This is a genomic window from Paenibacillus sp. IITD108 (assembly GCF_036541265.1).
In the GTDB taxonomy this organism is placed as follows: Bacteria; Bacillota; Bacilli; order Paenibacillales; family Paenibacillaceae; genus Pristimantibacillus.
Genome location: NZ_JAZHCT010000019.1, coordinates 59,841 through 75,536 on the forward strand (window position 1 = coordinate 59,841; position 15,696 = coordinate 75,536).

Below are 15,696 nucleotides of genomic sequence, written 5' to 3' on the forward strand. Positions count from 1 at the left end.
CTTCACTGCTGTTTTCCCTCCTTCATTCCTTTACCACAGGCTTGTGTTTGATGCGCGTCTTGCTATTTGATTGACGGTAATAAGCAGGACCACATTAATAATTGAATTAAATAAATTAATTGCAGTAGAATAGCTGAAATCGGAATGAATCAAACCAATCTTATAAACATACGTACTAATAATTTCTTGCGATGCGGCGGTTAATGGCGTCTGCATCAGAAATACTTTCTGAAATCCAACATTCATAATTTGTCCGACTTGAAGGATGAGCAAGATGGTTGCTGTAGGCATAATACTCGGAAGATCGATTTTCAAAATCTGCTGCCATTTATTCGCTCCATCTACCTTGGCTGCCTCATACATCTCCGGGCTTATCGAAGCGAGTGCAGCCAAATAAATAATGCTCGACCACCCCATATTCTGCCAAACACCAGAAAGGACATAAATGGTTTTGAAATAGGCAGGTTCACCCATAAATAACATTCTCTCACCGCCGAAAGCGGCAATCACATGATTCACAAGACCTGATCCCGGAGATAGGAAAATAAAAACCATACCGACAAGTACAACTATCGAAATAAAATGCGGCGCATAAGTAACCGTCTGCACAATGGACTTAAAGCGCTTATTTCTCGTTTGATTAAGCAGCATCGCCAGAATAATTGGAATCGGAAACCCTACCGCCAATTGGTATACGCTTAAAGTCAGCGTGTTTTTTATGATGGGCCAAAATTGATACGATTTGAAAAATCTTTGGAAATGTTCGAATGCCACCCATTCACTTCCCCAAATCCCTAATACCGCGTTAAATTTTTTAAAAGCCATCAGTACGCCATAAATCGGAATGTAATGAAAGATGAGTAAGTAAGCGATTGCAGGTAAAGCCAAAACATACAATTGATAATCTCTAAAAACTTTTGTAAGGACGCCTCTTCTCTCCTTTACTGTTTCCATGTTCCACCTCTGCTGTTTTCTTTGTTCCGGCAGATCCAAGCTATAGCTGCCTTTCCATTTCACAATATCCGAGGGGCAATCATTTTGTAAATTTACAATTTCTCAGGTCCATGCAATTTATTAGTATTCACCCATAAACCTGCACCCGCTAGCGGTTTACCGGCTGTCAGTAACGAATTGTATATCCAAAATAATTGTATATCACACAAGGTGAAACGGCTGTCGCCGTCCTTTTCGTGATCGCGAGTGTACAATAAAAATAAGAGGGGAATAAACTCCCCTCTTACCAATCACGATTTTCAACTAGACATATACTTGCTGTTCTGTTTCCTATATTCCCCCGGAGTTACTCCAGTCACTTGCTTGAACCTGCGGATAAAGCTGGTCACATTATAATAGCCTACTTCTAACGAGACATCCTTAAGAGGAAGCTTTGTTGAACTTAACAGTTGCTTTGCTTTTTCCATCTTTAGAAAAGTATCATATTCCAATATCGTTGATCCCGTTTGCTCTTTATAATATTGACTCAAATAGGCTTGAGACATTTGAAAAACCTCTGCCATTGAAACAACACTGAAATCAGGGTTCGTATAATTTTCTTGAATGTAAGCGGTCATGCTTTCGGCTGGAGTTTCTTCTTTCTGTTGATTTTGCCTGTCAAGCAGGTCGCTAATTTCCCGGCTAATAGATTTAACAATTTCCACCAGTTCGTCAATCGTTTCAAATTCCTTGAGAAGAAGCGCATTAGGCAAAGCTGCATTGAAGGAGTGGCTGGATCTGTTAATTTCATCGAATGCTCTTACTGCTGTATGTATAATATCGAAGCAAACCATCCTTACAGCAAATAATGTCGTTTGTTTATTTTTAATACTGTTAATCACATCGTTGAGCAGCAACTCGATCTGTTCTTGATTACTCTGTTTAATATAATGACCGAGCTTCTCCACGATCTGTGCCGAATTAAGAACTAGCAGTTGATCACTTAAATGATTTTCTTCGAAATAGATCGATTGTCCAATCCCTTTAATTAGCCGATAATCTATCGCCGACATAGCTTCTAAATAAGACTTCGGAATAGCTGTTGGAGATATATAAATTCCACTTACTCCCATAGTGACATAGCTGTTGCTATATGCTTGCAGCTGCTCCTTTGATTTCTCCAACAACTCTTTCGCTTCAACAACAGCCTCTTGATCGAAATTTATTAGCATAATTAACTTTTGTTGGTCCAGATCATCTCTGACATAGCTTAGCACGGGCTCGGAATCCCTTACCTCCAATAAAGCTTTCATTTTTGCATAGTTCAGGGCAGATTGCCCGTTTAGATGAAAATAAAAAATGGCAACTTGATAGGAGGATTTATCTAATCGCAAACCGACTTCCATTTGCTGCTTCTTAATTTGCTCCTCTGACATGTTTGTCCCTTTAAAAAGATTAAATAAAAAGTAATCCTGCGCCAGAACAGACTGATCCAGCAGCTGAACATTTAACTGTCGATTTTGATGACTTAAATAATCAAGTGCTTCCTTAACAGCATCAAGCTCATTTCCGTTATTTTTGCCCCCGCCCCATAGCATGTCGGAATACTTCTTTAAATTATAAATAGGTCTGTAATTTAGCCTGATCGAGGCCCAAATCACACATGCGCCAAAAAGGAGAAGAATAACCGCAGTATACAGAAATACAAGTCTGGCATCATTAATTTTGTGCAATGCTTCTTCCTTAGGCACTATCGTTATATATTTCCAATTTGTTTGATCAGATTTTATATAGGAAAGAAGGTAAGCATTATGATTAAGTGTCACTGTGTCGTTAATGGAATAGCGATCCTCCCCGAACGAACTCACCATTTCTGTAATATCCAGGGAAGGGTCAGAAAGCAGTGATGCAACTACTTGATTTTCTTTGTCCAGCACGTAAGTATTTCCTGTATATTCATTATTAGCATCCCGCAAAAGTTCTGTTAACGCTTGTTCAGAAACAAGAACCATTAAGGTCCGATCGGCTGTAAAGCCGTCACTCGAGAGTGGATATAAAAACGTAACGACCCGACTTTTCACTTGGTTAGAAACCAATCCTTCGGCAGCCCGTACCTTAGGGTTTTTTAATGTGTTCAATTCATTCTTGATCGCTTCGAAACTCCATGAATCGTATTGATATAATTTTTTTTCGAACAATTGAAGAGGCATAGAGCTTGAAGAGGAATAGATGTATTCATCCCCGCGATGATAAAGGAACATCTCATAAAAAAATCGATCCGTTACCAAATAATTGCGCAGCTCCTTTGAAGCATTAAGAGCATTCAACGGATCATCGCTAAAATGAAAATAGCCAAGATCTCTCCGCAAGGAAATCTGCATGCTAATATTATACAATTGCTGCAATTTATCATCTGTTATGCTGCGCACCTGATCCAGTTTATTAAGATTTGCCGTAAGAATTTCATTTTCCAAACTATTAATAAAATGCAAATTAATAAGTCCGCCCAACACGATAACTGGCAGCATTAACAAGATCATATAAGAAGCAAGATGCTTAAAGAAAATCTTATGCGAATTTGAAGTAAAACTTTTCAATGCTTTCCCTTCCCTCTGAGTCCTTATCCCGGCATTTTGAATGCGTTTACAAAAATCTTATTCTCACTTTGTTTATGAAGGAGAACACATGCTAAAGTCAGTTTAATAACTCATTATAAGTCTTTTCAAAAAAAAGAGAAACCCGGCGTTTTGAAAAAAACGCGGATTTCTCTAATACCTGAGGAGCCAGCACTATACCAACTCCTTTTTTATGCCAACATATTTACTTATTTTTTGCTGGATTGCCGGTCAATCCCGATTGGGTGGCGGACTGCAGGTGGGATGAAGCTTTATGTATAGAAAAAATGAATGAACTATGTAAAACAAATGATTATCCGACTGCTTTTTTTGCAGCCAGCGACTTAATGGCTATGGCGGCGCTTAATAGTTTGTATAACAATGGTATATCCGTGCCTGACCAAGTAGCCGTTATGGGCTTATCGAATATAGAGGTGTCGAGTGTCGAAGTATTCCAATCCTCCGTTATCGACGATTCATGTACCAACCAAAGAAATAGGCATGTTAGCTCTTGATCTTTTATTGGAGCGCATTAATGGAAATACATTTTTGCCAAGGAGAGTTACCCTCCCTACACATCTCGTATTGCGCAGTTCAACTTAGATTTAAGTAACGATCAAAAGTGCAAGTTCCAGAGCTAATATTGCCCCGGAACTTGCACTTTCACTTCAGCAAATTATTGTTCATCCTCTTGTCATTTTCACAAACCCCAAACCTCAACCTCTGTATAGCTGTTCCAGGCATTTTTTGTATTGCCATGCCCGATTATTCTGACATAACGCGCAGTTGAATCGGCAATATCGAAGGTTTGTAAATTATTATTTAAAGCATTCTGCAGGCCGACGCTATGAGTAGTCCAGACGGTACCATCCACCGATGTTTGAATATCGAAGGTAAACGTTCTTTTGGAGGCATCATAAAATGCTATTTTTATAAAGGCAACCGTTTTGCTGGAGCCCAGATCAAATTTGATCCAAGCGCCATCGCCTTCGCCTGACCAGCGCGTGCTCAAGCTTCCATCCACGGCTCTGGCGGGAAGATTGAAATCAGAAGTGCTTGCCGTCACATTCGCTGCAGGTACCGTAAATTTTATAGGCGTTGACGGCGTGATGTCGTCGCTGCAGCTTGTATACGAGGTTACCGCTCCTAAATACATATTCCCGGCCGGGGTGCGCGTATTATTGCACGCATTTGCTGAGCCTGCTTTGACATTGATAACATATCCGGCCGCATTATTCATATCGACGACATTGTTGTAAATATCGTTGTTATATCCCCATCCCGGCGATTTTTCATTTGTTTGAAACGCATCGTTGATTTGCGGGTTATTGTTGCGGTAGCCAATATTATTGCGAATGATGCTATTATTCCCTTTAATATCTATAAAGCTGTCCGCGGCGTTTGCGCCAGAGATGCCCGTCCCATCGAATGTATTGCCTTCTACTATGGTTCCTGTAGCGCCTTCTTTAATATCAATAGATTCAGCCCTTACGTTAGGGCCAATAACGTTATTTTTAATAACATTATGATCCGTTTCCTTGACGAATGATCCCCATTTGCCTACATCTGAACCTACATAAACGCCTTCGCCGTACTGCGGATTTACAGTACCTATATCATAAATGTTAGAGTTTTGAAGCGTATTGAAAGAGCTTCCATCGCGATAATGAATGGCTTCCTCACCAATGTGATAAACCTCTACATTATCGATTAATGTATAATTGGCATTGTCCAGCACAATTCCTTTTTTGGCATTCGTAATTTTCACATTTTTTACAATCCAATAATCGCCTGTCATGTGCAAATTATAGTTTGCACTCGTTCCTGGTCCTTCAAGTATAGCTTTGTTGGAGCTATCGGATTGAAGGATGATTGGGTTAGCAGAGGTGCCATTAGCGCTGGCTACAAATACACCTGAAAACGTCACGCCAGCAGCCAGAGTAATAACATCGCCAGGCGCAGCATTCGATAATGCCGTGGTCAGACAAGCAGATGTGCTGCAAGTAATAGATGCAGCTATCGTTTTTTGAGGCAATAACCCAAAAGACAGCAGCACCAAGCATAGGCAGAAAAAAACAGCATAAATCTTGCTGATAAACCTGCGTTCCTTAATTACCATACAACAACTCCTCCTATTTTCATTTGGACAAGCGGTTACGGCTGGATACTGGATATGGTGGCGGGATCACCTCCTTTATAACAAAGAGCTAATAGGAACGCGTCTTCATTGCGGGCAACTCTGGATGAAGCAAAGGAAAGGGAAACGGAGAGCAAGATTGGAACTTATGTGGTGAAGAAAAGAAGCTTGCGGGTAATGAGCTGTGCCTACATCTTGACAGAAGTATATTTTATTTGTCTTGTTTTTTTTCAAGATCGTGTAGGGATGTTTGCAGATTTATAGATTATGCGAAGAATTGAACATACAAAAGACACCCGATCGGGTGTCTTTTAATGACTCTGTATAAACTATACGGCGTTTCTTATTGATTTCGGATCATATAATCAAAGGCTCCTAGCGCTGCTGTAGCACCTGATCCCATAGAAATAATAATTTGCTTATAAGGTGTATTTGTACAATCACCTGCAGCAAATACGCCAGGAATACTTGTTGCGCCATGACTATCTACAATAATTTCGCCCATACGCGTACGTTCGACCGTGCCTTCTAACCACTCTGTGCTAGGTACGAGCCCGATCTGTACAAATACGCCCTCCAGATCAATATGCTTCGTTTCACCGCTTTCACGCTCGATGTAACTAATGCCGTCAACCTTGCTGGTTCCCGTAATTTCCTTCACTTGAGCATTCTTGATTACCGTTGTATTTGTTAGAGAATTAAGACGGTCTTGCAAAACAGAATCGGCTTTCAGCTCAGGCATGAACTCCAGCACCGTTACTTGCTTCGCGATGCCCGCAAGATCAATCGCCGCTTCAATGCCAGAGTTGCCGCCGCCAATAACTGCGACGTGTTTTCCCGCAAATAAAGGACCATCACAATGCGGACAGTAAGCTACACCTTTGTTCTTGAATTCCGCCTCGCCAGGCACGCCCAGATTGCGCCAGCGAGCACCTGTAGAAATGATGACGGTTTTACTTTTCAGAATAGCCCCATTTTCCAACTCTACTTCAATAAGTTCCTTTTTCTCCAGACGCTTCGCACGCTGCGCCTTCATAATATCTATATTATATTCCTTCGCATGCTCTTCAAGGCTTGCAGCAAGCTTAGGACCCTCGGTATACTTCACACTAATAAAATTCTCGATACTTAGCGTATCATTCACTTGTCCGCCAAAGCGATCAGCGACAATCCCTGTTCGAATTCCTTTACGTGCTGCATAGATTGCCGCACTCGCACCGGCAGGTCCGCCTCCGACAACTAGAACGTCATAGGGCTCTTTGTTTTCAAACTCGGATTGATCAGCAGTACCCAGCTTGGCAAGAATATCGTCGATCGTCATTCTTCCGCTTTCGAAAAATTCTCCGCCCAAGTGAACCGTCGGCACCGCCATAATTTCCTTGCTTTCAACTTCTTCCTTAAAAGCTGCGCCGTCGATCATCGTATGGGTAATGCCGGGGTTAAGAACACTCATTAAATTCAAAGCTTGTACAACATCAGGACAGTTATGGCAGCTTAGGCTGACATAGGTTTCAAAATGATACTCGCCTTGTATGCTTTTAATCTGATCAATGACGTTTTGTTCAACCTTTGGAGGTCTTCCGCTTACTTGAAGCAATGCTAACACTAACGAAGTAAACTCATGTCCTAGCGGTACTCCGGCAAAGGTGACGCCAGTGTCTTCACCGATACGATTTACACTAAAGCTTGGTGTTCTAGACAATTGAGTTTGTTCAATCGTAATTTTGCTGGACATGCTGGATAACTCATTAACTAAATCCAGCATATCTTGAGATACCGAATCGTCTCCTGCACTGACTTTCAGCAGGACGTCACCTTCCATAAGCTGAAGATATTGCTCCAGCTGTGTTTTTATTTCTGCATCCAGTTTCATAGTCTCTCCCCCTTATATTTTACCTACAAGATCAAGGCTCGGCTTTAGCGTTTCAGTGCCTAGTTACTCCTACCTCCTAGTGAACTGAACCCGCTATAGTCTCACTTAACAAGTTAACCAGTCCTTATTTATAATTATTATTATATAGTAACGATTTTCAATGTCAACCTGTTCACTAACTCTTCATATTTGCTAGTATGTATCAAAAAATATAGATTAGTCCTGCAAATGCACATCATGTTTTAATTTTAGCGATGAGAGATTGAAAAAACCAGCCTCACGGCTGGCTTCGATACTTCTTATACAATCAGATTTTCTAACAGCTTAATTGAGCTTCTGGCCGCAATTCGGACAGAAGTTCGCTCCTTCATTTTTCGTGCCGCAATTTGGGCAGAAGTTAGCCTTTTTGCTGTCCCCCTCAGAGGTTGGAGCGGAAGATGCTGATTGTTGATTTTGATTTTGATTTTGATTCTGGTTTTGATTCATGTTTTTCAACATTTCGTTAGCCATATTCATCCCCATCATCATACCCGCCATATCCGAAGCTGCGCCGCCGCCTTGAACTTTGCCCGATGCAATCCCTTCCGTCATAGCTGCCTGCTGATACTTCTGCATATTGCCGATCATCTCATAGGATGCATTCTTCGTAATCATGTCCTGAATTTCCTGCGGATAGTTGAAACTCATCACCTGGAAATTTGTAATGGAGAAGCCGTCATCCAACACCTGCATATCCAGGTCTTCACGAATACCCTTGGCGATATCAGAAGCGTTTGCTTGCAGATTAAACATATCTTTTCCTTCGCGGCTGATCCATTTCATCAATAGCTGGTCAAGCACGGAAGTAATACGGATTTTTACATCCTCTACCAGATAGCTGTTTTTCACGCCAGCAACTTTATTAATAAGGGTAACATAGTCGCTCACCTTAAAATTAAACGTGCCGTTTGCGCGAATAGGCATACCGCCTGGAAGCTGTGGAACAGGGATCATAATCGGGTTTTGCGTTCCCCATCTCACTGTAAATTCCTTCGTGTTCACGAATAGAACCTCTACACGCATCCCACTGTTGAAGCCGAATTTGAACCCTTTTAGCGTAGAAAGAAAGGGAATGATCTCGGAATCTACATTATACTCTCCGTCATCCGTAAAGACACCTTCGATTTTGCCATTATTTACGAAGATAGCATCCTGGCCAGGGCGAATAATGAGCTTGCTTCCTTTTTTAATCTCACGATTGCTCCATTTCCAAAAAATCATGTCATCGCGAAATTCTTCCCATTCTACTACGTTTGCAAATTGATTTCTAAAAAAAGACATTTTCATCCATCCTTTCGATTAAAACCTTCCTCTGCTGCCGCTATGCGAATGTCCGCCGCCCGATATTCCGCCGCCTCCGCGTCCAGAACCGCCGCCGCCGTTGTTTCGTTCGATTTTATGCTTCGTCACTGTTGTATTAATATAACGATCCTCTCGTTCCAGCACTCCGGATTGATTGCTCGCCTCATAGGTTTTAGCATTTACGGTAACACGGCCTCCGGAACGATGAACCATGATCCACACCACTAAGGATGCCAAGCCTAGCGAAACGGCAAGCTGGAACCAGCGATTAAACAAAATATTGTCAGGGTTGGTCCCCGGTTCAAATCCCATATATCTGTGAGCCGTTTTAATATACATTTCAAAAGCTCGCTTATATTCTCCATCTGACAAATTCGGGGTAATTTTATCGCGAATCTTGTTTAATCTCTTGTCATCCAAGTATGTCTCAGCTTTATAAAAACCTGCCAAGTATATTTCACGATTTCTCATATCCAGTGTCAGAATTACTGCATTGCCATGCGGCTTATCATAACCGGGAGCTTGATCGTCATAAAAGTCCTCTGTCAAAATTTGAACGTCTTTATTGTCAGCATTATTAATAGTCAAAATTATAATATCCGTTTCTCTTTCCGCTCCCAGCTCATTTGCCAAGGCAGTCAGCTCGCTGCGTTCGCCTTCTGAAAGCAGGCGCGCTTGATCAAATACTAACTGCTTCTGCTCAGGCGCAGCCATCAAACTTACAGGAACGAGCAAGGAAATAATAAGGCATACAAATGCAACTGCCGATACATATTTTCTCACCAGAATCCTCCTCCCATCAACCACGAGATGGTCTTTAAGGATAGGATAGAAACTCCCCATATTCCCGCGAACCAAGCCATTACCTTGTTAGGGCTAATAGGAGGCTTTCCGACTACTTTGCCGGTTTGGCCGTTCATTGCAAACGTATATACCTTTTTATTGTAATCATAGTATACCATCCACACAGGAAGCAGCACATAATCAGAGTTTTTGAGCCTTGTATTAATTTGCTTATCGGAATAATTGACCGTATTGTAGCCCGCCACAGTAGACCCGATATAGGAGTCAATATAATGCTTTATTTTGTCTTTTACACGCGGCAGCAGCTCATTATCTGTATAACTGTATTTTTCTGCAATATATCCCGCAAGATACTGCGTTTTGAAGCTTTTCAGCTGATCATAAGGAAATGGCTCCAATTTGTCCATCAACTGATCATTCATTTTTTCAGATGCATCAATTGGCACCTTCACATAATTCAAGCGGATTTTTCGATAAATCTCGAAATGCCTGGTTTCGGTGTACCGATAGTCGCCTTGCTCATACATTCTAATTTTTGTGGCACGCCCGTGCACCTCAATATGATTGTCCAGATCATACAGCCAAAAGGGGACGTATAAGCCGGTAATATTTTTGACGCGATCTGCTGTCATGAAATCTTTAGGTGTTAATAGTCCATTTCGGCACCACTTTCGAAAGGCCTTCATCGCTTCTTCCTTTGGAATTGAAAAAGGGATCACCATTACCGGGGCAAGCTTTCCTGACAACCTGTCTCCAAGAACGACCGCTGATCCGCAAAAGCTGCAAGAGGTTGCGCTCGTCTCTTCCTCGGTCATAATGACAGCTCCGCAGCTGTTGCAATGATATTCTAACGTTTTGTCTTCATCTGAAAAAAACTGATTCGCAATTGGATCGGACAGTTGCTCGATATTATCCTGTCTTCCGCAGCTGTGACAAGTCAGCGTTCCTGTCTCTCCATCAAAGACCATCCCGCTGCCGCAATTGGGGCATTTATATTCGATAACCGGCATTTGCTTATTCCTTCTTCTTCATTTTTTCTTTAATGACAGACAGTTCCTGTTCGGTACTCATAGCTGCATTTTCGTCAGAATCGCTAACCGTATCTTGTTCCAATGCTTTGAACTTTTCATCCAGATCAATGGCTTGCCCATCATGCGAGAGCTCCGCTCTTGCCGCCGCTTCATCCAAAATCCGGTTCGCTTCTTCTTCTACAGCCTTGAAGGCATCATGAATCGAAGAGCCTGCAGTATTCAGCTGCTGCTGCAGCTTTACATCTGCCAGCTTTCCCTTCAAGTCTAAACGGCGTGCTTCCAAACGATCTAAATCTGCCGCAAGCTTATCTTGAATCTGCTGCAAGCTTGCAGCTTTAGAGGCAGCCCGCTCATAACCTGCCTGCAATTGCTTCTGCTTCGCCGCCTGCAGTGACTTGCGCTCCAAAAATTTAAGAGCATCGTCATCGTTTGCGGCTTCTACTGCCTTTTCAGCATAACGCTGAAGCTTATTCATTTCGCTTTTCGATTCATCAAGCGCTCTTTTTGCTGTATTCATCTCCGCTTGCGCCGATGCTGCCTCTGCTTTGATTTTGCCAAGCTCCATATTCGCATTTCGAAAAAAATCATCTAGCGCCTTCTCTGGATTTTTTGTACTGTCCTTCGAGGCGTTCACATTAGCTTTCACAATATTTTTGAATCTGGATAAAAGTCCCATGCCGAACTCCTCCTACAAAAAATGTTCTTTAAAATTGTTCTTATTTTATTATATACATTTTCTGCGCCCAAATGGTTTCATATTAAAGCATTATATTGTTATTAGTAAATTTTGCGACATTGTTATGCAATGTCTGCTAGCATGAAAATTTTTAAAGTAAAAAGCCGAGCTTAAGGATAACAATACTCAGCTCGGCTACTTTGAATTTATTGATTTGGCATGCGAATAACTCCTTGCTTGTCAGCCTGCTGGAGCATTCCCTTCGTTCTCATTTGCGGATCTATTAACAGCAATTTCCCTCCATAACCTTGAACATATTGGATAAAGCTGTGCAGCAGCGCTTCGCCGGTAGTATCGATATAAGGCACTTCGCCCATATCAAGCTGTATAATTCCAGGCTTAGAGGAAGCAAGCTGCAGCAGCGCTTCTTTAACTTGCGGAGCACTGATGAAGCTCATCGCCCCCTGAAGCTTTACATGGATGCTGGTCTGTTGATGATTGGAAAAGTCAGCAGCAGCCATTTCCGATATTTTGCCAGAAGCGGATACTGGCATCACTTTACATTGAAATTTGTACCAGCTTGTAGCATTTTTAAATGCTTGACCCCATCCTTTGGCAATACGTTGCAGAACGTTTGATTCTTTGCTGGATTCAAGCGTTCTAACATGAGCAGCAACCATTCGCAGCAGGTAGAAAACGACCGCAGCAGCCATGCCGATCCAAATAGCGGTAACTAAATCAGTTAAAACAGTCAATACAAAGGTACTGATTAGCAATAGGGAATCCGTTGTTTTTGCTTTTAAAATTTGGCTGAATTCCTTCCGCTCACTCATATTCCATGCGACAATCATCAAGATCGGAGCCATACTGGCTAGAGGAATTTCAGACGCCCATCTTGCGAACAGCATAACGACAAGCAGTACAAATAGCCCGTGAATAACCGCTGCGATAGGTGAGGCTGCTCCATTTTTAATATTAGCTGCCGTACGCGCAATGGCGCCTGTTGCGGGTATCCCGCCGAACAAAGGCACGGCCATATTAGCTAAGCCTTGTCCAACAAGCTCCCGATTGCTGTTATGAGCTGTTCCGCTCATACGGTCTGCAACAACCGCAGACAATAATGATTCGATTCCGCCGAGTAAAGCGATCGTCAAGGCCGGAAAGAGCAGCATGCGAATATCGTGCAGCTGAATGTCAAGCCATTGGAATTTCGGCAGTGCGCTTGGGATCGCTCCATATGCAGTACGAATCGTTTCGACATGTGCAGGAAAGAGCAGCATCGCGATTACTGCTGAGGCAATCATGCCAATAAAGGAGCCTGGAATTTTAGGAAGCCAGCGTTGAACCGCCATAATAACTAAAAAGCAAATGATAGCAGTCAAAAGACTGTAGAAATGAACGGATGACAGATGAAGCAGTATTTCTTTCATATTGAGCAAAAAATATTCATGCTTCTCGAGCTGGCCCAAACCAAGTACATTTGGAATTTGCCCGCTGAATATAAGAACAGCTATGCCTGCAGTAAAGCCGATTGTGACGGGACGGGGAATAAATTGAATAGCTTTGCCCACACGCAATAACCCCATCATGATTAATAAAATGCCAGATAGAAAGCCTGCGATTAACAATTCCTTGTATCCATACTGCAGTACGATGGCTAGCAAAACCGGCACGAATGCGCCTGTAGGCCCGCCAATCTGAAAGCGGGTGCCCCCAAACAAAGCGATAATAATTCCAGCGATAATCGTTGTATACAGGCCATACTCCGGTTTAACCCCAACAGCAATAGCAAAAGCCATCCCGAGCGGGATAGCAATCATTCCTACAATTAAGCCTGCAATAAGATCTTTTCTGAACAAATCCCGATTATAGCCAACAAAACGGTCGAGCGCCCTCATGATAAGCACCTTCAATATTCATATATTTGATTATTTGAATATATTAAAGTTACTATACGATGGCTTGACCTGTCAATGCACTCATAATTGAATTACCAATAAAAAAGACCCGCTCTCAACATGCGAGATGGATCGTTTATGTATGGAGTGATGCAAAATTAAATTTACTGTTCATTGCGGAATTCTTCCAACAGGGAAACCGCATCAACCAAATGGTTGTCAAAAATTTGTTTAGCGATTAAAAGCAAATCCTTAATAAGCGGATCCCGCAAGGAATAAGTTACCGTGGTGCCTTCCTTCGTGCCGGTCACTACATTTTTATTGCGCAGCACAGCCAGCTGCTGAGAAACCGCTGATCCTTCTGAGCCCAGAATGGCTTGCAGTTCATTGACACTGCGCGGTCCGTTGCATAGCACCTCTAAAATATGAATACGCATAGGATGGGCCAATGCTTTAAAAAAATCAGATTTGAATTGCTGTATTGATGAACTCATAATATCCTCCTCAGAATTTAAAGCCAGAAACACGTTTTCCGGTGTAATACTATCTTACATTATACATGATCCTGCAAAAGGGGATAGAAGCATATTGCATTCTCAGCTGTTTATGTTTCAAGAAGACCTCCACCCGCCTTGTTAAAGAGACAGGGGAGCCATTTTTCTCTTACACTCTTACAACGTAACTCAACAACCCTATGCGTATCTGCGTTACCTCAAAACGTCTCAATGTATATGAAATTTCATACACAATACGCTGAAGTGACCAAAAAAACACAATTATATATGAAAATTCATACAGAATTGGTGGGCGTTACCTCAAAACGTCTCAATGTATATGAAATTTCATATACATCACGCTGAAATGCCACAAAAAACACAATTGTATATGAAATTTCATACAGAATTGGCCGGCGCCACCCCAAAACGCCTGAAAAACTACCGTTAGTTTGGGGGAGTGCCATCGGGCTACTCCATTCTTCTTGCAATCCTTCCCGAGTTTATCCATTCTTCCCGCAAACTTTCTCGACAAACTTAAAGCCGCCATATTGGCGGCTTTATCCTGACATTGAACGAGCACCTTGCTGTAAAGTTTCAATTTTATCCACTCATACCAGTCGTTATTTCAGCCTTTCTTTTCGCCCTAAAGACAAAGCCTAACAAAGCGAAAATAAGGAACACACTCCCTAGAAACAGGAAAATACTATAAATAGATATATAGTGTATGCTGTATCCGCCCAATGTTGGACCGATCATACTTCCGATGCTGAAATGAATAGACGCGATTACATTGGCAGTCGGCAATATCGCCCGTGGCAAAATATCAGCTGCGTAGGCGAGGCCAAGCGAATAAAACGATCCCACAACGCCTCCCGCAATCGCGAACAGGATGAACAATAATCCTATATTGCTGCCAGCCGCAGGTACCAGGAAAAAGGCCAGCGATCCCACTATTCCGCAGCTGATTAGTACAGGCTTTCTTCCGATTCTGTCGCTCAGCATGCCGAGCGGCAGCTGCAATATCAATCCGCCTATGCCAAATGCCATTAATAAAAGGGATATCCAATGCTGGTCCAATTCAATACGAAGACCATACAGCGGGAAGCTGCTATTCATGGAAGATTCCATCAATCCATACAACAGACCCGGTATAAGCACAAACCACGCAGCGCGATACGTTGCTTTAAAACGATTCTCTTGAGCCGCTTCCTTCTTTATCCGCTCTGGCAGCTCATTCGTAAGCCGCAGCACAAGCAGCAGCACGCTAGTAAAAAACAAGCTGCTTATAATAAACGGAACCGCTTTGCCCAGCGGAAGCAGGTTTATGCCCAGCGGCCCCAAGCTAAAGCCAATCCCGTACGCCATGCCATAAAACGAAATATACTTCCCGCGCCCCTCGGCAGGGCTGGAGCTAATAATCCATAGCTGGGTCGTATAATGAAGCAAACTATCTCCTACCCCTACTATAAACCGCAGCAAAAACCACACCGCCAGCAGCTCAGTAAAAGGAAAAAGTATATTGGCAAAAGTAATAAGCAATATCCCGGCAGTAATAACCTTCTTATAGCCAAAGCGCCTTACAGGCTTCTCGACCAAGAACATCGTACAAAATATCCCGATATACATCGCGGCAGAATTAATGCCATTCAAGCTAGAAGAAACACCCGCTTCCTCAAGCATAATAGACAATAGCGGCAGCAGCATGCCTTGGCTCATGCCAGCCACTATAACGACAAGAAGCAATATAATGAGACGTTTACGAAAGGATAAAGTCGCTGAAGCGATAACATCTGATGACAAAATGATTGCACTCTCCTTGCTTCGATAACAAACTGCAATTTCACCTAACACATTGTATCTTTGCAGGCTGCATCTTGCAAGCAAATCGTCA

The 15,696-nt window shown here is 42.4% G+C and carries 13 protein-coding genes; 2 read left to right on the forward strand and 11 right to left on the reverse strand.

Features of this window, described 5'->3' with window-relative positions; genetic code table 11:
* Positions 1–30 precede the first annotated feature (30 nt).
* Both V1L65_RS17200 and V1L65_RS17205 read right to left on the reverse strand, forming a co-directional pair.
* Complete coding sequence (locus V1L65_RS17200) at positions 31–954, reverse strand: ABC transporter permease (RefSeq protein WP_331700445.1); 924 nt, start codon at positions 952–954, stop codon at positions 31–33.
* 299 nt (positions 955–1,253) lie between these two features.
* On the reverse strand, positions 1,254–3,530 hold the full coding sequence (locus tag V1L65_RS17205; RefSeq protein ID WP_331700446.1) for a helix-turn-helix domain-containing protein: 2,277 nt from the start codon (positions 3,528–3,530) through the stop codon (positions 1,254–1,256).
* 263 nt (positions 3,531–3,793) lie between these two features.
* On the opposite strand from V1L65_RS17205, the gene V1L65_RS17210 reads away from it, so the two are divergent.
* Together V1L65_RS17210 and V1L65_RS17215 are read left to right on the forward strand one after the other, a co-directional pair.
* On the forward strand, positions 3,794–4,063 hold the full coding sequence (locus V1L65_RS17210; RefSeq protein ID WP_331700504.1) for a substrate-binding domain-containing protein: 270 nt from the start codon (positions 3,794–3,796) through the stop codon (positions 4,061–4,063).
* On the forward strand, positions 4,050–4,151 hold the full coding sequence (locus V1L65_RS17215) for a hypothetical protein (RefSeq protein ID WP_331700447.1): 102 nt from the start codon (positions 4,050–4,052) through the stop codon (positions 4,149–4,151). Before V1L65_RS17210 ends, V1L65_RS17215 begins: the two co-directional genes overlap by 14 nt.
* A gap of 97 nt (positions 4,152–4,248) precedes the next feature.
* Here the strand turns inward: V1L65_RS17215 and V1L65_RS17220 are convergent, their stop codons facing one another.
* The 9 genes from V1L65_RS17220 to V1L65_RS17260 all read right to left on the reverse strand — a co-directional run bounded on the left by V1L65_RS17220 (position 4,249) and on the right by V1L65_RS17260 (position 15,689).
* Positions 4,249–5,667: a galactose-binding domain-containing protein gene (locus tag V1L65_RS17220; RefSeq protein WP_331700448.1), complete on the reverse strand. Its 1,419-nt coding sequence runs from the start codon at positions 5,665–5,667 to the stop codon at positions 4,249–4,251.
* A gap of 361 nt (positions 5,668–6,028) precedes the next feature.
* The gene (gene ahpF / locus V1L65_RS17225; RefSeq protein WP_331700449.1) at positions 6,029–7,558 is read right to left on the reverse strand and encodes an alkyl hydroperoxide reductase subunit F; all 1,530 of its coding nucleotides are present in this window, start codon (positions 7,556–7,558) and stop codon (positions 6,029–6,031) included.
* A gap of 324 nt (positions 7,559–7,882) precedes the next feature.
* Positions 7,883–8,878: an SPFH domain-containing protein gene (locus V1L65_RS17230; protein WP_331700450.1), complete on the reverse strand. Its 996-nt coding sequence runs from the start codon at positions 8,876–8,878 to the stop codon at positions 7,883–7,885.
* Between the two features lie 18 nt (positions 8,879–8,896).
* The gene (locus tag V1L65_RS17235; protein ID WP_432502453.1) at positions 8,897–9,685 is read right to left on the reverse strand and encodes a TPM domain-containing protein; all 789 of its coding nucleotides are present in this window, start codon (positions 9,683–9,685) and stop codon (positions 8,897–8,899) included.
* Positions 9,679–10,713: a TFIIB-type zinc ribbon-containing protein gene (locus V1L65_RS17240; protein ID WP_331700452.1), complete on the reverse strand. Its 1,035-nt coding sequence runs from the start codon at positions 10,711–10,713 to the stop codon at positions 9,679–9,681. Before V1L65_RS17240 ends, V1L65_RS17235 begins: the two co-directional genes overlap by 7 nt.
* A gap of 4 nt (positions 10,714–10,717) precedes the next feature.
* The gene (locus tag V1L65_RS17245; protein WP_331700453.1) at positions 10,718–11,410 is read right to left on the reverse strand and encodes a PspA/IM30 family protein; all 693 of its coding nucleotides are present in this window, start codon (positions 11,408–11,410) and stop codon (positions 10,718–10,720) included.
* Between the two features lie 206 nt (positions 11,411–11,616).
* Positions 11,617–13,308 (reverse strand): SulP family inorganic anion transporter, encoded by a 1,692-nt coding sequence (locus tag V1L65_RS17250; protein ID WP_331700454.1) that lies wholly within the window; start codon positions 13,306–13,308, stop codon positions 11,617–11,619.
* A 164-nt stretch (positions 13,309–13,472) separates the two neighbouring features.
* The gene (locus V1L65_RS17255) at positions 13,473–13,802 is read right to left on the reverse strand and encodes an ArsR/SmtB family transcription factor (RefSeq protein WP_331700455.1); all 330 of its coding nucleotides are present in this window, start codon (positions 13,800–13,802) and stop codon (positions 13,473–13,475) included.
* A gap of 603 nt (positions 13,803–14,405) precedes the next feature.
* The gene (locus V1L65_RS17260; protein ID WP_442955705.1) at positions 14,406–15,689 is read right to left on the reverse strand and encodes an MFS transporter; all 1,284 of its coding nucleotides are present in this window, start codon (positions 15,687–15,689) and stop codon (positions 14,406–14,408) included.
* Between the last annotated feature and the right edge of the window lie 7 nt (positions 15,690–15,696).